At 61.7% G+C, this 20,909-nt stretch carries 17 protein-coding genes; 4 read left to right on the top strand and 13 right to left on the bottom strand.

Annotated elements, in window-relative coordinates; translation table 11 throughout:
- Positions 1-331: hypothetical protein (locus PLL20_12105; protein ID HPD30732.1), on the bottom strand; the 331-nt coding region annotated here is incomplete at its 3' end.
- A gap of 588 nt (positions 332-919) precedes the next feature.
- On the opposite strand from PLL20_12105, the gene PLL20_12100 reads away from it, so the two are divergent.
- The gene (locus PLL20_12100) at positions 920-1,918 is read left to right on the top strand and encodes a prepilin-type N-terminal cleavage/methylation domain-containing protein (GenBank protein ID HPD30731.1); all 999 of its coding nucleotides are present in this window, start codon (positions 920-922) and stop codon (positions 1,916-1,918) included.
- A 209-nt stretch (positions 1,919-2,127) separates the two neighbouring features.
- On the opposite strand, the gene PLL20_12095 is transcribed toward PLL20_12100, so the two are convergent.
- Positions 2,128-2,715 carry a hypothetical protein gene (locus PLL20_12095; protein ID HPD30730.1) on the bottom strand — a complete coding sequence of 196 codons (588 nt, stop codon included), beginning with the start codon at positions 2,713-2,715 and terminating at the stop codon, positions 2,128-2,130.
- Positions 2,716-3,209: 494 nt separating this feature from the next.
- Here PLL20_12095 and PLL20_12090 point away from each other — a divergent pair, with 494 nt between their 5' ends.
- Positions 3,210-4,715 (top strand): amino acid permease, encoded by a 1,506-nt coding sequence (locus PLL20_12090; protein HPD30729.1) that lies wholly within the window; start codon positions 3,210-3,212, stop codon positions 4,713-4,715.
- A 51-nt stretch (positions 4,716-4,766) separates the two neighbouring features.
- Here the strand turns inward: PLL20_12090 and PLL20_12085 are convergent, their stop codons facing one another.
- Positions 4,767-5,849, bottom strand: coding sequence for a DUF4838 domain-containing protein (locus PLL20_12085; protein ID HPD30728.1), 1,083 nt, complete (start codon positions 5,847-5,849; stop codon positions 4,767-4,769).
- Positions 5,850-5,940: 91 nt separating this feature from the next.
- Positions 5,941-7,032, bottom strand: coding sequence for a hypothetical protein (locus PLL20_12080; GenBank protein ID HPD30727.1), 1,092 nt, complete (start codon positions 7,030-7,032; stop codon positions 5,941-5,943).
- A 481-nt stretch (positions 7,033-7,513) separates the two neighbouring features.
- On the opposite strand from PLL20_12080, the gene PLL20_12075 reads away from it, so the two are divergent.
- Positions 7,514-8,626: a site-specific DNA-methyltransferase gene (locus PLL20_12075; GenBank protein HPD30726.1), complete on the top strand. Its 1,113-nt coding sequence runs from the start codon at positions 7,514-7,516 to the stop codon at positions 8,624-8,626.
- A 131-nt stretch (positions 8,627-8,757) separates the two neighbouring features.
- The gene (locus tag PLL20_12070) at positions 8,758-9,693 is read left to right on the top strand and encodes an SMP-30/gluconolactonase/LRE family protein (GenBank protein ID HPD30725.1); all 936 of its coding nucleotides are present in this window, start codon (positions 8,758-8,760) and stop codon (positions 9,691-9,693) included.
- A 315-nt stretch (positions 9,694-10,008) separates the two neighbouring features.
- On the opposite strand, the gene PLL20_12065 is transcribed toward PLL20_12070, so the two are convergent.
- The 9 genes from PLL20_12065 to PLL20_12025 form a co-directional block, all read right to left on the bottom strand.
- The gene (locus tag PLL20_12065) at positions 10,009-11,628 is read right to left on the bottom strand and encodes a hypothetical protein (GenBank protein ID HPD30724.1); all 1,620 of its coding nucleotides are present in this window, start codon (positions 11,626-11,628) and stop codon (positions 10,009-10,011) included.
- Between the two features lie 214 nt (positions 11,629-11,842).
- The gene (locus tag PLL20_12060; protein HPD30723.1) at positions 11,843-13,087 is read right to left on the bottom strand and encodes a hypothetical protein; all 1,245 of its coding nucleotides are present in this window, start codon (positions 13,085-13,087) and stop codon (positions 11,843-11,845) included.
- Between the two features lie 922 nt (positions 13,088-14,009).
- Complete coding sequence (locus PLL20_12055) at positions 14,010-14,663, bottom strand: lactate utilization protein (protein ID HPD30722.1); 654 nt, start codon at positions 14,661-14,663, stop codon at positions 14,010-14,012.
- The gene (locus PLL20_12050) at positions 14,660-16,108 is read right to left on the bottom strand and encodes a LutB/LldF family L-lactate oxidation iron-sulfur protein (GenBank protein HPD30721.1); all 1,449 of its coding nucleotides are present in this window, start codon (positions 16,106-16,108) and stop codon (positions 14,660-14,662) included. Before PLL20_12050 ends, PLL20_12055 begins: the two co-directional genes overlap by 4 nt.
- Positions 16,105-16,887 (bottom strand): (Fe-S)-binding protein, encoded by a 783-nt coding sequence (locus PLL20_12045; protein ID HPD30720.1) that lies wholly within the window; start codon positions 16,885-16,887, stop codon positions 16,105-16,107. The genes PLL20_12050 and PLL20_12045 overlap by 4 nt, the downstream gene beginning before the upstream one ends.
- A gap of 29 nt (positions 16,888-16,916) precedes the next feature.
- Positions 16,917-17,273: a hypothetical protein gene (locus PLL20_12040; protein ID HPD30719.1), complete on the bottom strand. Its 357-nt coding sequence runs from the start codon at positions 17,271-17,273 to the stop codon at positions 16,917-16,919.
- A gap of 375 nt (positions 17,274-17,648) precedes the next feature.
- On the bottom strand, positions 17,649-19,061 hold the full coding sequence (locus PLL20_12035) for an ATP-binding protein (GenBank protein HPD30718.1): 1,413 nt from the start codon (positions 19,059-19,061) through the stop codon (positions 17,649-17,651).
- Between the two features lie 3 nt (positions 19,062-19,064).
- Positions 19,065-19,733, bottom strand: coding sequence for a response regulator transcription factor (locus tag PLL20_12030; GenBank protein ID HPD30717.1), 669 nt, complete (start codon positions 19,731-19,733; stop codon positions 19,065-19,067).
- 59 nt (positions 19,734-19,792) lie between these two features.
- Positions 19,793-20,524 carry a PepSY-like domain-containing protein gene (locus tag PLL20_12025; protein HPD30716.1) on the bottom strand — a complete coding sequence of 244 codons (732 nt, stop codon included), beginning with the start codon at positions 20,522-20,524 and terminating at the stop codon, positions 19,793-19,795.
- Between the last annotated feature and the right edge of the window lie 385 nt (positions 20,525-20,909).

Here is a 20,909-nt window from a genome sequence, read left to right as displayed (position 1 = left end):
CTCCCCCGCCAGAATCGCCGCCAATCGCGCCAACGCCCGCAAATCCACCGGCCCCAGGACCCCCGAAGGCAAGGCCCGCTCCAGCCGCAACGCCCTTAAGCACGGCCTCCTCGCCCGCCACGCCATCATCCGCGACGACCCGGCCGAGGATCGCGACGCCTTCGATGAACTCCTCAATCAGCTTACCGCCGAATATCAACCCGTCGGCCCGACCCAGCGCCTCCTCGTCGAGCGGATCGCCGTCTGCTACTGGCGCCTCCGCCGGGCCCTGCGATACGAAGCCGACTGCGTCCACAACGACCGCGTCGTAGGCCGTGGCTGCGGCCCCCACGAAGGCCTCATCTACACCAAATACGACGCCGCCGGCTCACGCGGCGTCCTCCCCGTCGGCCCCGACTTCGACCGCCTCATCCGTTACGAAACCATGATCGACCGACAGCTCAACAGACTCATGGCCCACCTCGACCACCTCCGCAACCACCCGTCAACCGACGGCCTCGAATCCCCCAACCCGCAGCCCCCAACTCCCACCCCCCATCCCTCAGCCCCCTCTCAAATCTCAAATCCCCCCAAGCCCACTGTCACACCCCCCGCGCCGAACGAACCCACCCCCTCCCTCGCTCCAACCCCCAACCCGCCGACTCCCAATCGGCAGCCCCCAACCCCCGCCCCGCAACCCTCAGCCCCCTCTCAAATCTCAAATCCCCCAAACCCCGCTCCCTGCGTCCAGAAAGCTTCTCATTCCCACCCTTTCAACGTGCAGGCTTCGGATTTCATCGGTCATTCCGATTACGGCTCCTCGTCGGTTGCGTCTGGAAGGCAAGGGCGGTACAATTCGTCTTACCGCGGCGGGCGAAAGGATGGTCCCTCGCGTCCGGTATCGATTTCGGGCTGCAATGTTGCTCGGTGAGGTGGAACAATGGCAGCGTGCTTGCCGCAAAAACCGAACATACGCACCCGACGGCGGGGTACGGATCAGCATTCCGCCGGTTCACCCGCGTCGACCGCCGGCTTCACGTTGATCGAAGTCCTGGTTGTCGTCGCGATCATCGCCTTGCTCATTGCCATCCTTCTGCCTTCTCTGTCCCTCGCGCGGGAACAAGCCCGGCGAGTCGTATGTCTGGTCAACATGTCGAACTTGCCGAAGGCTGCTCTCTCCTTCTCGATGGAACATAAGGGGTACCTGCAACTGATCGGCCGCGAGGATGAATGGACGGTCATCGACAGCGGCTTAACAAAGTATGCCTACCAGGCAGGCTGTTTCGGGCAAACAACCGCCCAACTGAAGGCCTGGCCCGTTGCTTACGCGCCTCAACTCAGCATGCCGTCGCTCAAGCGAAATGAGCAATACTTCGACACCGCCCTCAAATCCGAGCCGGCTTACTACTTTGAGAAGTTCGGCCGACGCGACATCTTCATCTGCCCCTCGGATAAGGTGCTGGTCAACAACGTCTGGTCGCCGTTTGACATGTTCGGCGTCATCTCGTACGCCGCAAACGAGGACGTCATGGGAGTGACCAACCCCCATGACGGCGAGGGGAAACCGTGGAACAACGGCGTTCGCGAAGGCGGACGGCGACTGGAGGGCCGCATGGACAAAGTCATACGCCCAAGTGAGGTAGTGCTTTTCTGCGACGGCGGCAACGAAGATGTCAGCGGCGAACCGGCACTCCTCATCACCAATGGCAACATCAATGGGCCATATATCGAGAACTATGAGAGAGAATGGGGCCGCCTGCCTCACTTCCGCCACAGCAAGAAAGGCGGGTTGGCCTGTGCCTTTGCGGATGGATCGGGGCAGTATCTCAAGCCCCTGGAATGGACCACCATCAGCGGCAAAATGTACGTCAAACGATACGGCCCCAGAGCTCGGGTATCCCCTTACGAGGTGGGACAGCTCAAGACCGTGCAACCCTGAAAACGGACGCTGGTCCCTTGAGAACCCCCGGTTCCGGCGGGGTGCTGCGCGACGATCGAGGTCCCCGTCAGCCAATTCTCCTGGTATGCCGGTCGAACATCGCTCCCAGAATGCGTGCGAGAACCGACGGAGTCCGTACGAAAGGGTCTTGGTCGCCGTGGCGGCCAAGACCCTCCCGGATTCTTTGCTTCTTGCGTTGTTCCTGCCCGTCATCCGTGCCGACGCCGGCGTTTGAGCACGAGAGGCAACGGCCCCCCCAGCAGAGCCAGCATCGCCGGTTCGGGCGTATGGTCGACGAGGAGCGTGAGCTTCACGCCGTCATTGTAGTAGTGGCAGTCCGGATCGAAACCCAGGCCGAACGTGCCGTCGGCAACATAGCTGTTCAGAACGACCAGATCTTGCGCCGAGAAGTCGTATGACCAGTCCACCGCAGGCTGGCTGTTTGATGTCCGGGTGTCGGTGAAAGTCGTCAGGAGGACGCCTTGACCCTCAAACCAGTCGCCCGGCCGATTGTCGTACTGCCGGGTCACGCCCGTCGGGACAATATCCAGCAGATGGATGTAGAGGATATTGGGTTCCACGGTCCAGTTCTTCAGGTTCTCGATCTCGAGCTTGGCCGACACGACCACGGTGTCGTCCGGAGGGGACCAGTCGAGACCCCACCTGTACGCATAAGCATGGTCCAGGTCGTAAAGGTCGACCGGCGTCGGCTGAAACTCATACGAGAGCAGGGCGGCCTGAGCGGCACCCGCAAAGGTCAGGATGCAAACACACGTGTGGAGTAGTCCAGTTCTCATTTCTTCTCTCCCCTGTGCAAACGGCGAAAATCGCAGAATGCTATGCTCGCACCTCGCAGCAAGTCAAAGCCCGTTCACAAGATTTCTGGTTATCAGACGACGACCATACGGCCAGACAGCGCTTTATCGGCCATCCCGAACAATTGTGCCCCGCCTCACACGGCGCACTGCGCGTCATGAAGAATCCCGGACAAACAGTGGCGGGTGCCTTGCCGCCATCCGGGAAACGAACTTCCGCAAACCGGCAGGATGCTCGGCAACCATTTGATTGCCCAGGGACCACCCCATAGAATCGCGGCCATGATCGCGAGTGTTCAAGCGACGGCATCGGCATGTCCGCAGCCGGTTGTATACGTGCCCGGTTGGACGCTCGCACCTCACGACGCTACCTCAAATGCGATGTTGTCAGTCGTTACATCCGCTCGACCCAGTGTCTCCCGGCGGTTCCTCTCCTCGCCATACGACGGGCGAGGATGCCATCTGAGAGGGCTGCGATGAAACGGGATCTGCCGCGAAGCATCGGCTTCTGGGGCGGCTCCGGGATCATGGTCGGGATCATGATCGGCAGCGGGATCTTCCGCACCCCGGCCTCGATCGCCGCTGAGATGGGCGACGCGCGGCTGATCCTGCTGCTGTGGGCGGTCGGCGGGACGCTGTCCCTGGCCGGGGCCCTTACCTTCGCTGAACTCGGCACCATGTTCCCGCGATCGGGAGGCATCTATGCGTACATTTACGAGGGCCTCGGCGGGACCGTGGCCTTTGTTTTCGGCTGGACCTACATGCTGCTCGGCAAGCCGCTGGCGGCGTCGGCCATCACCATGGTCTGCGCCGAGCACTTCAATAAGCTTCTCGGCCTGAACTGGAACGTGCCTGCCATGACTTGCCTGGTGCTCATCGTGCTCACCGCCATCAACACGGTGCGCGTTCAACTCGGCGCCGGGTTGGCCATCTTCCTCACCAGCCTGAAAGCCCTGGCTCTTGCGGCGATCATCGTGCTCGGTCTGCTTCTGACCGGAGGTTCCAGCGAGAATCTTGCGGCCGTCGATTCGCCCAAGCCGTTTCTGGCCGCCCTCGCCCCGGTGCTGGCCGCAGTGCTGTGGACCTACGATGGATGGGCCGACGTCACCTCGGTCGCCGGCGAGGTCCGCGAGCCCGGCCGCATGCTGCCTCGCATTCTCCTTGTTGGAACCGCCGTCACCGCGGTTCTTTTTGTGGCGGTCAATGCCACGTACATCTATGTGCTGCCGCTGTCCGAGATGCGCGGTGTGCCTTGGGTGGTCCCACTGGTTATGGAGCGCCTGTGCGGCCCCGTCGGCGGAACGCTCGCCACAATTCTGGTGATGATCTCGACTCTTGGGGCATCGCACGGCTCGATCATCACCGGTGCCCGGGTTACTTTCGCCCAGGCCCGTGACGGCTTGCTGTTTCGCGTCCTCGGACGCATTCATCCAAAATACCAGACGCCTTATGTCTCTCTCTGGTGCCAGGCCATCCTTGCCTGCGTGGCCGTCTGTTTCCTTAAGCAGTTTGAGCGTCTGACCGGCGGCTTTGTCTTTACCATGTGGATCTTCTACGCCGGGGCGGCCGTATCCTTGATCGTATTGCGCATCCGACGCCCGGACCTCTCCCGCCCGTGCCGCTGCTGGGGATATCCAATTCTGCCGGTGCTCTTCATTGCGGCCTCCGCATTGATGACCGTGCTGGCCATCAAGGCCTCTCCCAAGGAGACTCTGTTCTGGCTCGCTGTTCTTGTGGTTGGCACGCCGGCCTACTACCTGTGGCGGTGGTTGGTGCCGATCGAGCAATGCGAGTCCGTCGGGATGTGTCCGGGCTGCGGGTGCAACCTCTATGGCCTGCGAGACCAGCGATGTCCTGAGTGTGGCCGCCCATTCACATTTGAGGACATCCGCTCGACGCCTCAGTCACTCGGGTTCATGGTTGCCGAGCCCCAAGTCGAGGAATCGTCGGAACCCGAGAAACCGACCGGCGAACGTCACTAGCCGAATCCATGCTTGCCTGTCTCACCGAATTGGCCGCCTTGCGATGTCGTTCTAACCATGGCTTGGCTGCCGGCGCCATCGCCGGAGTTGCTCGCCGTAGTCTTTCAACGGCGGCTCGCCGTGACGCGATACGTAGTCCGCGTCGATGTACACGGCGAAGGTCGTGACGTGACGGATGCCGCGCCGGCCGTAGGTATCGAGGTCGGCCGTCAGGACCTTCGGATCGAACGGGACCTTCACGGCCGGCTTCTTCCACTTTGAGAACAGCGAGACATCGAGCCAGTACTCCAACGCCTGTGCGTTTGCCCGCCCGAAGACGTCCAGGTTAGCGTCGAGCATTTCGAACTGTTGCCGGGTCTTCAAGTCGTCAGCCCGCTCGAAGGGCACGTCATATCGCCGATGGATCGGTGCGTACTCCAGGAAAACGCCTGACTTCGGCTTGATCTGCTTCGGCGGCGGCAGCGTGTTATCGTAGGCCAGGTACGCTACCTGCGCCTTCGCATCGACCTTGCGGATGGCGTCGAGGATCCGGTTCGCAACGAGCAGCGACTGGTCGCTGTCGCTCAGCCCGGCACACTGCCGGCAGCGGCACCAGGGGCACCCATCATCCCCCCAGTAGAAGTACCGGCCGGTGGTCGGGCGGAGCGTCTTGCCCAGATCGACGGCGTTCTCGGCCACCGTCTGCATCGCCCGCTCCGAGTGGACGCACAAGTTCCATTCACGAACCCGCGACCCCTTGTCGTCCATCCGGAAAAGCTCGGGGGCCTTGTCGAAAAGCTCTCGCGGCAGCAGGTCCTGCATGGCATGCAACTCATACTCGACACCCAGGCCAAGCCGCCGGCAGGTTTCGAGAAACTTCTGTCCCCCGTCCGATTGAATGTACCTGGCGAGCAGCCTTGGCGATTTCGGTGCGTGCAGCCCAATGGTGGTCAGGCCGGCGGCCGCGGCCCGCTCGGGCCAGTCGGCCAGCGTCAGGTCCTCTTCCGTGATCACCACACCGCGCGTGAGGAAGAAAGGTTCATCCCCACTTCCTGTGGCGGTGGCCGCGAGTGCCATCCTGTCCAGTGCCAGCCCGCAGGCCGCCGATTCAAGAAACCGCCGCCGTGTGAGTCCTGTCCATTGGTGCATGCTCATGGCACAAGCCTACCGCCTCATCACCATCAACGCCACCTCCCCGTCGGCGTCACCTGCTGCAGATGATCGAGCATCGCGCCTGGTTCGACCATCACTCTTGCGACTTTATCATATAGCTTTCATGCACCGCCGCATCGCCTTGCTGAGCATCCAGTGTCTCAAACATGATCATCTGCTTTGACTCCCGTTCGACTGTCCTGATGCGCTTCGACACCTGAGTCGTCTTTGCTTTGTCCGTCGAGGCGGTGAGAAACTCCTCTACGACCTTGATCGACGGCGGTGAAACGTCTTTCTTCTTCTCGTCCCGCCGGGCGATCGCCTCGGTGGCCCCGGCCTCCAACAGCTTGGGCCATAGCTTCTTGAACAGCTTCGGCGAGGCGTATGTGTCCGCACTCTCCAGACCGCCGTTAATGGCAATCACCACACCGATCACGTCTTCCCTGCCCGCGAGCGCCTCGGACAGCTTGTCCGTGTACTCCGCCGTCTGCTTGCGAAGCTCCTTGTTCTCCAGCGACAGTTGCAGGCTGGTATCCGACGCCTGGCTCGCCACCGGCGTCCCCACATTCATGGAAAGCTTCTTCTGCGTCTCTGCCACGCCGGCCCAAACCTGCTGTTGGTCGCCCTTCCGTCGCACGGTCGCCTTCAGGGCGTTCGAGGGTACCACGTTGTACGAACTCGAGAAGAGCACGGCCGTTTCATTTCCCCGCTGTTCCCACCGTCCCTGCTCCACGCAGAAGACCCTGAGCTTGACCTTCCCCGATTTCGCCCCCACGATCAGATCGTCCCCGCACACACGGTCCTGCTTGCCGCCCTTGATGATGTCACCGGCCTGCACGAAGACCTCCTGGTCCTTGGAAAGGTTCTCGATAGTCAATTCGTTCACGTCGGAAGTCTCGAGGATCCTGGCCTTCTTCTGTTCAAGCGCCTCCGCCAGCGTCAGCAGATCTCGCCCCTTGAGCCGGTCCTCTCCATGCACGAAGTACACCGCCAAGTTGTCGTGGGCGAACGGCCCACTGATCTCGATCGGCCGCTCCGGCCTTTCGCCTGCCGGCTTCTGCTCCGTCGTTGTCTGTTCCGAGACCGCCCGCCTTGCGGGTTTGGTTTCTTGGGCGAGGGCCAACCCGAGGAGCACTCCGAAACCGATCACCCCGGACACACATAAAGGTGTTGAGCGCGAACACATGGCGAAATCTCCTGAATCGGCAACCCTTTGACTCTTGGACCCGACTTGTGGAACAACCGCGAGAACCGGCCCACCCGCAATGAATGACTGGCAAGGTCTCTGTGCAATTATACGCATGGACCGAGAACCGGTTCCGCAGAACCGGACAACCGACAAAAACAACCCATCCTCAGAATGGAGAACCCATCACCTATCTTCTGCGCCCCCATCCGTCATCCCTCACGACCCTCCTGCTATACCCTGATTGTGCCGACCAAGGCGGCGGTCGTGTGCCTGCCCGACCGGTGGCGAATAGGGCGGGGAAACACGTTTTCGAGCATTCCGAGACTTGTGTCGAGCCCGGACCGCTGGATTCCGGTTACTTGACAACTACCTAACCCCTTGCTAACCTACGCACCCCGATGTGAGCGCCGATGGGAACGTCGGACTCAAGATATTGCGGTCCCCGTCGATCGTGCTACCATAAGGCGCGGAGGACGCCATGGAGCTCGACCAAATCCATCATCTGGACTGCATCGAAGGCCTTGGCAAGCTGCCCGAGGGGTCTGTTGACCTGGCCTTTGCCGATCCCCCGTTCAACATCGGCTACGACTATGACGTCTACGACGACCGCCGCGCGAGCGACGAGTACATCGCCTGGTCGCGCAAGTGGATCGAGGGCGTCATCGGGGTGCTGAAGCCGAACGGGACCTTCTGGCTGGCGATCGGCGATGAGTATGCCGCCGACCTCAAGGTGCTGTGCACGCGCGAGCTGGGGCTGCATTGCCGCAGTTGGGTCATCTGGTTCTACACCTTCGGCGTGCACTGCAAGCAGAAGTTCACCCGCAGCCACGCCCATCTGTTCCACTTCGTCAAGGACCCCCGCAATTTCACCTTCAACTCTCTGGCTGTCCGCGTCCCCTCGGCTCGTGAGCTGGTCTACGGCGACAAACGAGCCGCACCCGACGGCCGGATGCCGGACGATACCTGGATGATCAGCCCGATCCTGCCGCCCGAAGTCCCGACCAAGGACGGCTTCGTCCTGCGCCCGCAAGACATCCCCGAGCGCTTCCCGCCGCACAGCGACACGTGGTACTTCTCGAGGGTGGCCGGCACATTCGGCGAACGCCGTGGCTGGCACGGGTGCCAGATGCCCGAGCAACTCCTCGGACGGATCATTCGGGCTTGCTCGCATGAAGGCGAGCTGGTGCTCGATCCTTTCGGCGGAAGCGGCACAACCCTAGCCGTCGCCAAGAAGCTGAATCGGCGGTTCATTGGCTTCGAGATCTCCGACAAATACGTCAAGAACATCAAGGAACGGCTGTCCTCGATCCAGCCGGGTGATCCGCTCGTCGGGCCGGAGAATCCTGTCTTGAGCGCTCCGCCCACCAAGGCAGGCCGCAAGCTCAACCGGTCAAAAGATCAAGCGACCAAACCGGTACCGAAAAGTCGCATCAGGACCGCGATGACACGGAAGGATTCCGAGACCGGTTGCGTGCAGGCGCCGCTGGGATTCCTCCCCACGCCCATTGCCAAGAGCAATTCGTCGGGCAACTCCGCCTCGAAGAGGCCTGCTTCGTCGCGGACTGCTCGTGCGGCGAAGTGTGCCGGTTGAGAGAAACCGGCCGAAGAAAAATCGTGACAAACGCGATACAAGCCTGGCCCACATGCAAGAATGCGTCCCGACATGACGGCCGGGGGCCGGATCGTTGCGCGTCTTCCGTGTGCACTGCGAGGGAACAGAACGTGAACCGAGTCAGGCAGTCAGTAGTTGTCCTGTCAGTTTCGCTTGCGGCTGGATGTGCGGCGGCTGGGCAGCGGGGCGTGACCGCGCCGGGTGCGAGCGTCGAAAGACTATCGAGGGAGTTTGAGTTTACCGAAGGGGCAACCTGTGACGCCGAAGGCAACGTCTATTTCACCGACCAGCCCAATGACCGCATCATGAGATGGAGTGTCGACGGCAGGCTTTCTGTGTTCATGAAGCCGAGCAATCGATCCAACGGCATGATGTTCGACACAAAGGGAAACCTCTATTCCTGCGCGGACGAGAAGAACGAACTCTGGATGATCACGCCGGACAAGAAAGTGACCGTGCTGGTGAAGGAGTACAAGGGCAAGCTGCTCAACGCGCCCAACGACGTGTGGCTGCGGCCCGATGGCGGTCTCTATTTCACCGACCCGTGGTACAAACGAGACTGGTGGAAGCGCGGGCCGCAGGAGCAGGAAGTGGAAGGCGTCTACTACCTCGCACCGCATCGCGAGGAGGACAAGCCCGGCGCGCCGCGGCAACTCACCCGCGTCATTGACGATCTCAAGACGCCCAATGGCATCACCGGCACCCCGGACGGCAAAACGCTCTTTGTCTCCGACCTGGGAGCCCAGCGTACGTACGTTTATGACATCCGCCCGGACGGATCACTGACGAACAAACGATTGTTCTGCCAAATGGGCTCGGACGGCATGACCATCGACAGCGAAGGCAACGTTTACCTGACCGGCAAGGGCGTGACCGTTTTCGACAAGGCCGGCAACCAAATCGACCACATCGACGTGCCGGAAGAATGGTCGGCCAACGTCTGCTTCGGCGGGAAGCACCGCAGGACGCTCTTCATTACGGCCGGCAAGGGACTCTACGCGGTGAAAATGCGCGTCAAGGGCGTGAACGACAAGGGCGGGAAGTAGATCAACCTCCCATTACCACAAAGACCTCATCACTCATGCCCTGGCGTGCGGCACGCAACACGAAAGACGTCGTCTTATGGGATCTCTTCCGATACGGCCGGCAAACACGCCATCCCCGGCACTCGGTTCTCGATCACCCGGCTCACCGGACGCCCAAGCAAGGACGACATTCTGCTGCCGAACGGGGGAACTGCTGATCTCGCCGGCCGCGCTCATTACCGCCCTTCGGCTGCCATGTCTCTGCGACCAGGACGACTCCTGATAACGTAGCTTGTCACCGTTCGATGAACGACGGTGTACCCCCCCTGGGTGTTCTCAAGGCAATGTGCCGTCACCTGGAACACACAACGGGAGTTGCTCAGCGACCCACGGAATCCCGGGACCCGTGGCACATGCCTCGAATGCCGCCAGATCGTCGGCATCGATGTCACCGTCGCTTGCGCCCAGCCCGCGATCCAGACACGCACACGCATCCGCGAGGCCGGGCGAGCCGCCGAGCGGCCCAGTAAAACAGGCCTGAAACGCAGCGAAATCGGCCTGGTCAACGTCACCGTCCACGTCGGCATCAGCAAAGGGTATGGGGCAGAAACCACCGCAGTTGAAGTTGTTTGCGCCGCACTGGACCCCATCGCCCAGGTATCTGCCTCCCAAGGCGTCGCACTCCGCACGCGTGACATGGCTGCACGTCCCGGTACCCAGACCGGTAGTCACGCAGCAGGCACCTTTGACGATGAAATCATCGAGGTGGGCAACGAAGCCGCGGGTGCTGCCATCGGCTGCCCAGGTGCCCATGCCGGCCAGGGTCTTGCCGTCGTCCGAAATCGCGTACACCCGCACCAGATGAGTCCACTCGCTGGTATCGACGCCGGCATCGGCCAGCATCGCTTCCAGCGACTGTGGCAACCCGTCAATGCCCCAGACCGTGGCGACTTCATAGGAAGGGTTCCCGCCGGCGGCACCGAAGAAGCTCCTGCCGGCAGTGATGCCGTTGTCCGCGATCGCGTAAGCGCAACTGCTGTTATTGCCCGTGTCGCCTCCCCCTGGCGGTGCCAGCGAGCCGAGGAAGGTCATCGACGCGTCGCCGCGCTTCCAACGGAAGGCCTGCATGGTGGTCCCGGGGCCGTTGTAGTTCTGAGCCTGCCCGCAGATCCACTGCACATCGAAATCGCTGGTAGCGGATTTCCCAAAGCTGGAGGAAATCCCGTGGCCGTCGGCACGGAAACCGCTGCTTCCCGGAACGTCGGTAAACGGATTTGCCGAACTCGACGACTCAAAGAACGCGGTACTCGGGGTTTTCATGCTCCTGCCCACGAGCACGGCATAGGAACTGATGGAATGTACTGCGTTGACGTTGGTACCGTCCCAACCGATGAAAGGATCGCCGCGCAAGAAGGCGTCCCGTCCGTAAGCACCATCTCTTATAGCTCCAGTGTACCATGCTCCCAAGGGTGGCCAGCCCGTGTCGTTGGGGACGGCGTTCCGCAGGTCGTTCCAACTGCCCCCGCACAGACTGGAGATCGACCAGCCGCCGGCGCTGGCGGTGTCGGCCCACACTCCACCGCCCGGATTGCTCTGGGGGGCCTTGTAATAGCGGTGGACAAGATTACCCTCGTGCAGCCCCGAGACGATGATGTTCCCGGCGTTCGAACCGATACCGACGGCCACGCCATGAGCTATGGTGGCCGCGCCGCTTGGGCAAGGCAGAGCCACCAGACCGTCCGACATCGACCAGATGATCGGGCCGTTGCCGGTGAAGCTGGACGCAGGATAGACCCACGTGCCATAACTGCATCCGACGGCGTAGACCCCGTCCGCGCTGAGGGCCCGGATCTCACTGTAGGGCTTGGCCGGATCGAGCACCCCCACAGGAATGAGCGAGGCGGCTTGAAGGGTTGAAGCGACGATCAGCGTCACGAAAGCGGCGATGTGTTTCATGTTCTCCTCCGGGGAATGAATGTTCGTCTCCTGGACGCACGAGTCTATCGTGCCCTGGATCGCACCCTCTACGTTTGTCGCGAACTCAACTGATTAGGAGTTCGCGCGCGACCTCCCACCCACTACTGGGCGTTGCGGATCATGGATGCTCAACCCATGATCCGCACGCCCGCTCAAGAGCCTGAGTGTGTTTCCGATACGGCCCGGCCTGCCTTTACCGTCTGCGTCGCAGCAGCGGCAGTGTCAGGGTCAGCAAGGCCAGCGTCGCCGGCTCGGGAATCACAGCCACGAAGCCTCGTGTGCTGCCGTCCGCCGCCCAGACGCCATACCCGGCAAGCACCTTGCCATCATCCGATGCTGCATACACCCGCGTCAGCGACGACCACATACTGGTATCGACGCCGGCCGCATCCAGGAGGGCTTTCACTGACTTCGGCGCACCGGTGGTGTCCCAAGTGCCGCTTGTATCCCAGACAGTCGCCACGTAGTAGCCAGGAATGGTACCCACGGCGCCGAAGTAACTGTGGCCCGCCGTCACGCCGTTGTCTGCGACCGTGTAAGCGCAGCTACTGTTGTTGCCGGTGTCACCTCCACCTGCCGGAGCCAGCGAGCCGAGGAAGGTCATCGACGCGTCGCCACGTTTCCAGCGGAAGGCCTGGAAGGTAGTACCGGGGCCGTTGTAATTCTGAACCTGTCCGCAGATCCATTGCACATCGAAATCACTCGTCGAGGATTTCCCGAAGCCGGAAGAAATACCGATGCCGTCGGCTCGGGAGCCGGTGCTTCCTGGAACCGTGCCGAATGACACCGCCGGTCCCTCGTAGAAAGCATTGCTGGGGCTTGCGTTATCCCTTCCAACGTTCACGCCATAGGCACTGACAGACCCGACGGACCTGACAGCGGTCCCGTCCCACCCGCTGCTGGGATCGCCGCGGTAGCGCGCATTCCGGCCGGTGTCGTTCCTCCTGCCGGCGGTGTACCATCGTCCGTCGCTGCCGGGCTGGATGCGCAGGTCATTGCTGGTACCCCCGCGCATGTTACCTGCACTACCGAGCTCCCCGGCGGTGGCGGTATCGATCCAGGCGCCCCCGGCCAGATTGGTTAACGGGGCCTTGTAGAAGCGGTGGGTGGTATTGTTTTCGTGCAGGCCCGAGATGATGATGTTGCCGGCATTCGAGCCAATGCCGACGGCTACCCCATGAGCCAGGCTGTTCTGGCCGCTCGGGTTGGGCAGGGCCACGAGCCCGTCCGAAGCTGACCAGACGATCGGAACCTGGATCCCACCAACCGCCTTGCTCGTGCCGACGGCATAACTCCCGTCCGCGCTGACCGCCTGCACCAGACTGTATGGGGCACTGGGATCCAGCACGCCGATGGATGTCAGCGACGCTCCCAAGACCGCCGTTGAGCCCATGGCCGTGAGTACCACGGCCACCACCAAGACTTTGACAACCTTCATTGCCTTTTCCTCCTCTCCGGGCCTGGGTGCCCGGCTAAGACAGAACTGAAACCATAGACTCTTTCACAGAAAATCATCACCCTGAGGTGTAAAAACACGTGAACAACGCCTCTCCTCTCGCCACACATCGCAATCAGGAGCCGGTTCGACTTATGACTTGACCTTTTGCCCGTTCCCTCCTTTCCGATGTCACCCGACACCAGACTCCGCCGCTTCTGATCCCCACAGCGTATGATCGCGCGTCGGGGCCGACGGATATGGCGCGAAGACCGAGCAACTGGGATTCCAACACCCTCAGTCTACCCAGTCGCAGTAGAGGTGTCAACTGTTTTTCGGTTTTTTCGGTCGACCGGGGTTGGCCACATAGGCAATCGGGCGGTCAGGCTCCCCTTGTCAGGCTCACCGGGAAGGCAAGGGCCCTTTGTCGCGGCCACAGGGAAGCTCTTTGGGGGTCACGGCGATGAGCGCGGCCCTTGAAGCCGGCCTATTCGTCGCGGCTTTAGTTTTCTGCCTCGCCTCAAACCTGTCCGAGGACTCCTCCCGTGCTCCAGATCACGCAGTCGCACTTTAGTGCGGATCAAGGCTTTGCAGCCGGCTTCTCCCGGAGCCGACGGTCATCAACGTCATACTTGTCGCCCCTGCGCCCGGTCCGCCTTGGGAGATGGCCATTGGTACGGTCGGCGAGGAAACGGTGCGCTCACAACCGGCCGCTTTTGTGCCAGGCCTTTGACCTTACGAATGCCAAACTCGCCAGGCACCGATCGGACCCGGGCGCCGACGGTTACGGTCAATCGTGAAACGCTCAAGGTTGGCTCTGTGAAGCGGTTTCGGGTTTCCCTTGGCGTGGTTGGCGTATTCGGCGGTTTGCGGTTCTTTTCCGTTATCGAACGAACATATCAGGCGATATGCCACGAATAGAAGGTCAGGACGCGATGACGATGATGTGTACGACCTTGGGACCGTGAACGCCTTCGACGAGAATCATCTCGATGTCCGCGGTCTTGCTGGGAGCCGAAATCAACGTCATGTTGGCCGGGATGTCATCCTTGGAGACACGGGCGGCAAAGTCGAGCAGGTCCGGTACGATCTGCTCGGCTCGGACAAGGGCGATGTGATGGGGGACGGCCAGACTGGCCAACCGCCGATGAGTCCCTCCGCTGTCGACGCACAGGGAGCCGGTCTCGGCGATCGCACAGCTCACACCAGTGATGCCAAAGTCGGCGTCGAAGGCGGCATCGCGGTCATTCACATCCATCAGGCGGACGCCCTTTCCCTTGAGCCCGTCGACAATGAGGGCGCGGGCGGGGATGTCCTCCTCCGGCAGGATGGCGCTGGCCCTCCCGGCGGCGGTGACGATTTCAACCACCTTGGCGGCGGCGGCCCGATCGTCGACCACCCGCTCAGGTCGCATGCCGACTTGTTGGGCTCGATCCATGAACAGCGTCACGAGATCGACGCCGGACGCAGTGACGCGGGCAACCTCAAGGTCCGAAGGCAATTCGACGGGGGCACCGCGATCCGTCAGCGATTCACGAATGCGAGCAAAGAATGCTTCCCGGGTCTGGCCTCGCATCATCGACCCTCCTCGGCGTCAAGTTGTTTCTGCAAGTCGGCCCAGCGGGCCCGGAACGGCTTCTTGGCCGGCAGCGGGAAATCGCGATGGTCGGTCCAACCCGAGCCGTCCATCGGCAGCCACTTGAGCCAGCCGTCCTTGGACAACAACCACATGAACATCCGCCCGAACTTCAGGCCGCATCGGTACAAGAACGCTGAACTCATACCGATCCGCCAGAACTTGAACCCGATCCGCCACGTCCATGGCATCCGGCCCTGTTCGACCAGTTCGTTGCGCATGTGCAGCAGATAAGTTGGAATGTCGATCCGGACGGGGCAGGCGTCAAGGCATGCCCCGCAAAGGCTCGAGGCCGTCGGCAGGTCAGGATACTCTTCGAGCGAGGCCAGCAGCGGGGTAATGAGCTTGCCAATCGGTCCAGGGTAAACGCTCTCGTACGCGTGGCCGCCGATCCGCCGGTAAACCGGACAGGCGTTCAGGCACGCTCCGCACCGGATGCAACGAAGTACCGATCGATACTCGCCGGCCAGGATGCGCGACCGACCACGGTCGAGAAGCACCAGGTGAAACTCTTCGGGGCCGTCGAAGTCCCCCGGCCGTTTCGGCCCGGTAATCAGGCTGGTGTAGCAGGTCAGCCGCTGGCCGGTGGCGCTCTTGCCCAGCAGCTTGAGGAAGATGCCGAGGTCTTTCATCCGCGGAACGACCTTCTCGATTCCCATCAGGCAAACCACAACCCGCGGGCGCGACGAGCAGAACCGCCCGTTGCCCTCGTTGGTCACAATGCAGATGGTGCCCGTCTCGGCCACCGCGAAGTTGGCCCCAATGATGCCCATGTCCGCGGCCTTGAACTTGGCGCGCAGTACCTTGCGGGCGGCAGCCGTCAGGGCCTCGGGGTCCACGGTGTATTCGATGCCCAGCTTGTCGCGGAATAGAGCGGCGATGTCCTCCTTGGTCTTGTGGATGACCGGTGTGACGATGTGGGAAGGTTTCTCGCCGGCTAGTTGGAGAATGTATTCGCCTAGATCCGTCTCGACGACCTCGATACCGGTCTTCTCGATCTCCTGGTTCAGCTCGATTTCCTCGCTGACCATCGATTTACTCTTGACGATCAGACTCGCACCGACATCGCGGGCGATACCGGTGATGATCTCATTGGCTTGCTGGCCGGTCTCGGCGAAATGGACTTGGCCGCCATGCTTGCGGACGTTCTCCACGAGTTGTTCAAGATAACGGTCGAGGTTCTGAAGCGTGTGGTCCTTGATTCGTGCGGCCAGCTCGCGGATGGCCATCGGCCGGCCGAGCTCAGGCATAATAGCCCGCCGCTTGTCGAAGTTGAGCCGCGTGGCCCGGTCAAAGGTCGCGCCGATCCTCACGTCGGCCAAGGCCGCCGCCGCAGCTTTCTTGAAATCCGGATGGAACTCATGCGATTGCGTTGTTTGGCCGCTCATCGAGCCGCCTCCGCAGTAACCTGGCCCGCACTCATTCGCGGGCGACTTGCCGTCATCGCTTCATCCAGTATCTGCATGATGTGTCTGAACTCGACATGGAGTCCGGCACGGCGGCAGGCTCCCTGAATGTTCATGGTGCAACCGCCGTCATTGCAGATCACCATATGCGCGCCGGTCGCCTTGATACATTTGACCTTCTCCCAGACGATCGCGCCGGACAACTCGCTCTGCTTGACAGAAAACGTCCCGCCGAAGCCGCAGCACTGGTCGATTTTGTCCAGGCGACGATACTCAAGCCCGCGGAATTGACGGATGAGCCCTTCAACATCCTCGGGAGTCATGTCGATGCCGCGATTGTGGCAACTGTAATGGTAGGTGGCCACGGCCGGATAAGTCAGGTTCCACCGCGACCAGTCGACCTTGAGTTTCTTCTGCAGAAACTCGACTGTCTCAAAGGTTTTCCCGGCCATCGCCACCGCACGGGGATACATCACCGGGTCATCCTTGAACAGGTGAGGATAATACTCGCGGACGATCGAGCAGCACGAACCGGAGGGCGTCACAACGACCTCGGCGTCGCGGAACACATCGATCATCCGCCCAGCGATAGCCCGGGCCTCGTCGAAAAAACCGCTGTTGAGCGCCGGCTGTCCGCAGCAGGTCTGGTCTTCAGGAAACTCCACTTGGTGTCCGAGCCGTCGCAGGATGCGGACCACACACTCGGCCACGTCCGGATAGAAAGTGTCCGTAAGACAGGTGACAAAGAGGGATACTTTCATGGCGTTATCCCGAAACTGAAGCCTCCGTGTCAACGACCCACAAACTCGCCCCGCAAGAAGAAGAAGATGCAGACGCAGATCGTCAACACCAGCACCGCAGCCGCAATGAAGAAACCTGCCCAGGAAAGCACCTGCTTTTCGTTGCGGCGCTGGCCGACGCTGTTGATGCCCAGGCCGAATCCGATCACCGCCAGCAGGGCCGTGACGGCGGCGGCGGCCACGACGGCCATGTAGGTTCGCTGTCCGTAGAACACAGCGAGTTCCTGTACTGAAAAGCGTCGCACCACCAGTGCCAACAGGACAAGGAAAGTCACTGCCGAAGCCAGACCAGCCGCTAAGCTCACCCGCGCCTGGTCCTCATATCGACGAAGCGAAAACTTGGCCACGACTTGAGTCTCCAGACCGTCAGGCCGGCAAGAGAAGCCCACATACACTTCGCTTACCCGGCAAACACGTGTTACCACAAGAGTTGGGCCGGCACGCGGGACTCACCTGCCGTCCCTTGCTTGACCGGGGCAGTTTAATGGAAAGCGGCCACGGCGTCCACCATCGGAACGGGTCGGCAATTGCGATTCAAGAACGCTCCCTTCGGCGACGGTCCCTCGCGGAACGCCGGCTATTGAGATGATGAGGCTGTCGACGGCAGTTGTCCCGTAATCCCGACGCGACAGAAGGTCTTAACGGCTGTTCTTTCTGCGGCAGTCGCTCGCGGCGGCATGGTGGGCCGGACCATGTTCTGTCTGAGCCTGCCGCGGATGCGGTCAGGCGTTCGACACCGGCAGACGGACGGTGACTGTGAATGTCTCACCCGGGGATGACCCCGCTTCGATCGAGCCGTCCAACAGTTCGACGAGTACCTTGCAGAGTGACAGACCCAGGCCGCAGTGCCCACCGGAAAACTGGCGGGCCGCATCTCCGCGCCAAAAGCGGTCGAAGACTCGCGGGACATCCTGCTCCGCCACCATACTGCCGCTGTTGGTGACCGTGAATTCGACGCTTCCGTCACGACAAATGGCCTCAACCCGGATCCACCCGCCGGTATTTGTGTACGTCGCGGCGTTGCTGAGGATGTTCTGAACGATCAGACGCAGTTTCCCGCAGTCCGACAAGATGGTGCGGGGCTCATGCAGTCGCCATTCTACCTGGAGATGCCTTTGTTCCGCCTGGCCGGCCAACGGCTTCCAGCATTCTCGAATCAGTGCGGCCAGATCCACCCCTTCTCTTGCCACCTCCAGTTGATTCGCGTCGGCACGGGCGAGGTGCAGCAGGTTCTCAACCATCCGCTGCATATGTTCGTTGATGCCGAGACAATCTTCCATGGCGTTCCGGTAGGTCTCGGGCTCGCGATCTCTGGAAAGGGCGACCTCCAGTATCGAGCGAACACCCGCCAGAGGCGTGCGAAGCTCATGGGCCACATCGGCGGTGAATCGCCTTTCGCGCTGAAAAGCGCGCTCCAGCCGGCCCAGCAAACCATTCAGGCGGTCAATGACCGGAAGCAATTCCGCGGGCACGCCGGCTGGCGCGATCCTGACGCCCAGCTCGGATTCACCGATGCCTGCGATCTGGTTTGCCAGCCGGTCCAGGGGTCGCAGACCTCGGCGAACGAACCAGGCCAGCACGCCAAGAGAAACCGCCATTGCAGCAGCCCCGACCGCTGCCATCGCGAACCTGATCCGAGCCAGGGTTGTTTCAATGCCCTTCGTCTGGCGGCCAAAGACGAGCGAGACCACAAGGGGCTGTTGCTGACGCCGGCCGTCGTCCTCCTGACGCGGCGTGAAGCGGATGCCTGCAATCCGAACGCGTCGGCCGTCCGGCAACCGGGTCGATTCGAAGGCCGGCCGGTCGACGGTACCCTCGATCTCGATCAGCTCACGACCTTCAAGGGAGGCGGAACGGGCGATGGTCCGACCCCCCGGCAGCCGGACCTGATAGAACTCCGCATGATCTGACGGCCTGAACTCAGGGAGGTTGGCCTCGTCGAAATCCAGCTCGATCTTTCCGTTTTCTTGTTCCGTCATCGCCGCGAGCGAACGGGCTTTGGCAACCAGCGACTCGTCGAACTCCCGCCACAAAGCGTTGCGGACCAGGGCATAAAGCAGGATGCCGGACCCGAGCAGCACCACCGTGGCACCCACGCCTGTTCCGATCAGCAAGCGAGCTCGCAGTGTTCGCACGTCTTATCGTCCCAACATGTAGCCCTGGCCTCGGCGGGTGTGGATCAGGCGGGGCAGTCCCGGTTGTTCGATCTTTCTCCGCAAGTAGCCGATGTACACATTCACCACGTTGCTCTCGACCGACGCATCGAACTCATAGAGGTGTTCCCAGATATCCGACCGAGAGACGATCTGACCGGCTCGCAGGGCCAGAAATTCAAGCAGCGCATATTCCCGCGCGGTCAAATCGATTTGCCGGCCTGCCCGCCGAACAGCTCGCTTGGCGGTGTCGATCTCCAGGTCCTCGATCCGCAGCACAGGGTCTTTGGCGGCGTATTTGCGGCGGACCAGAGCTCTCACGCGGGCCAGAAGCTCTTCGAACGCAAAGGGCTTGACCAGGTAATCGTCGGCGCCGAGATCCAAACCTCTGACGCGGTCCTGAACAGTATCCTTGGCGGTCAGCAGCAGCACCGGAGTCGCCCGGCCCGAGTGCCGAATCCGCTTCAGGATCGTCAACCCGTCGACGACGGGGAGCATGATGTCCAGAATAATGACGTCATAGTCGCAGGACTCCGCATACCACAACCCCTCCTCGCCGTCCGCCGAGACATCCACGGCGAAGCCGGCCTCGCGGAGCCCTTGGCTCACCGATGTCCGGAGCGGTTCATAGTCCTCGACCAACAGGACGCGCATGATACCAGAATGGCACGGCGCTGGCGGCCCCGCAAGCACCTGCGCCGGGAATGCTCCGGTCATTTGTCATCATCGTCGTCCGCGTCGTCGTCCTGATCGACCTCCCGCTTCACAAGCGTTCCATCTGACGCCACTTTGATTTCAACCTCCTGGCCGTTCTCGACCCATTCGGCTTCATAGACCGTTTGGCCGTTCTTGGTCTCGCGCTCGATTTCCTTGACCGTGGCGCCTTTGGCTTCAGCCAGTATGGTCGCTTTCACCGCTGCAGGAACCTGGTCGAGGGAAACTTTCTGCTCGTCCTCGCCGTCGTCGTCATCGTCATCGTCGTCACCGTCGTCATCCTTCCCAAAGATCTTGCCCGTCGCCGACACGAGGATTTCCTTTCCCTTGCCGTTGATCTTGGCTTCAATCTCGTACAAAACCATCGTGACTTTTGCACACTCCAGCTTGGCTCCGGCGGGGAAGTGCTTGGCCACGACGGCTTTCACATTCGTGGGCAGGGCATCGGCGTCAATCTCCTCTTCCATTTCCACGAGATCGCCGCCGGCCGTGACCTTGGCCTCGACCTCCTTGCCGCCGTTGACCTTCCACTCGGCCTCGTACAGCTCCATCCCGTTTTCCTTTTCCCGCTCGACCGCGGTGATCGATGCCCCATCGGCCAGCTTACGCAGCGTCGCCCGGGCCTCCGCGGGAATCTGACCCAGGGTGGTCTTGGGCGCGTCTCCAGCCGTTGCCACGGCAACGGCGATCGCCAAGCCAACGAACCCCAACAGCGTCAATGCTCTTTTCATGGCATAACTCCTTTTTTGAAAAAGGTTTGCGAGCGTCTCAGCCTTGCTCGGCTGTCATCTCACTATGGACCCGGAACCGCACCGAGGGCCCACGACCAACATAGTGTACTCGCCGTGAATAAGAAGATGGTGAGAAAGCCCTGAAGATCCGGTCCCGCGCGGAATCGGATGGTGGCACTTGCCAATGGGGCTTCGGCGGTCGCCATTGTGAGGGTGGCGTCGGCAGCCTCAGCCGATCGACCGCAACCGGTGCCCTGGGGCTCGACAGTGGAACGCGCGCCGTTTGGCCTCGAAGGGTCCGCGGGCGCTGGTCTGGCACAGGGTCAGCGTGTCGGCATGGACCACCATCTGCCCCCCGGCCAAGGGCAAGCGGAGCCGTGCTATG

The organism is Phycisphaerae bacterium, from assembly GCA_035384605.1.
Taxonomy (GTDB): Bacteria; Planctomycetota; Phycisphaerae; order UBA1845; family PWPN01; genus JAUCQB01.
The sequence above is the reverse complement of the archived record's forward strand: the minus strand, read 5'-3'. Positions and strand labels throughout refer to the sequence as shown.

Bases quoted from the DNA above. Each gene is read 5' to 3' on its own strand.
- PLL20_12100 (HPD30731.1), top strand. From the start codon at position 920: ATGGCAGCGTGCTTGCCGCAAAAACCGAACATACGCACCCGACGGCGG.
- PLL20_12075 (HPD30726.1), top strand. From the start codon at position 7,514: ATGGAGCTCGACCAAATCCATCATCTGGACTGCATCGAAGGCCTTGGC.
- PLL20_12060 (HPD30723.1), bottom strand. From the start codon at position 13,087: ATGAAGGTTGTCAAAGTCTTGGTGGTGGCCGTGGTACTCACGGCCATG.
- PLL20_12030 (HPD30717.1), bottom strand. From the start codon at position 19,733: ATGCGCGTCCTGTTGGTCGAGGACTATGAACCGCTCCGGACATCGGTG.
- PLL20_12065 (HPD30724.1), bottom strand. From the start codon at position 11,628: ATGAAACACATCGCCGCTTTCGTGACGCTGATCGTCGCTTCAACCCTT.
- PLL20_12045 (HPD30720.1), bottom strand. From the start codon at position 16,887: ATGAAAGTATCCCTCTTTGTCACCTGTCTTACGGACACTTTCTATCCG.
- PLL20_12090 (HPD30729.1), top strand. From the start codon at position 3,210: ATGAAACGGGATCTGCCGCGAAGCATCGGCTTCTGGGGCGGCTCCGGG.
- PLL20_12055 (HPD30722.1), bottom strand. From the start codon at position 14,663: ATGATGCGAGGCCAGACCCGGGAAGCATTCTTTGCTCGCATTCGTGAA.
- PLL20_12050 (HPD30721.1), bottom strand. From the start codon at position 16,108: ATGAGCGGCCAAACAACGCAATCGCATGAGTTCCATCCGGATTTCAAG.
- PLL20_12025 (HPD30716.1), bottom strand. From the start codon at position 20,524: ATGAAAAGAGCATTGACGCTGTTGGGGTTCGTTGGCTTGGCGATCGCC.
- PLL20_12095 (HPD30730.1), bottom strand. From the start codon at position 2,715: ATGAGAACTGGACTACTCCACACGTGTGTTTGCATCCTGACCTTTGCG.
- PLL20_12080 (HPD30727.1), bottom strand. From the start codon at position 7,032: ATGTGTTCGCGCTCAACACCTTTATGTGTGTCCGGGGTGATCGGTTTC.
- PLL20_12085 (HPD30728.1), bottom strand. From the start codon at position 5,849: ATGAGCATGCACCAATGGACAGGACTCACACGGCGGCGGTTTCTTGAA.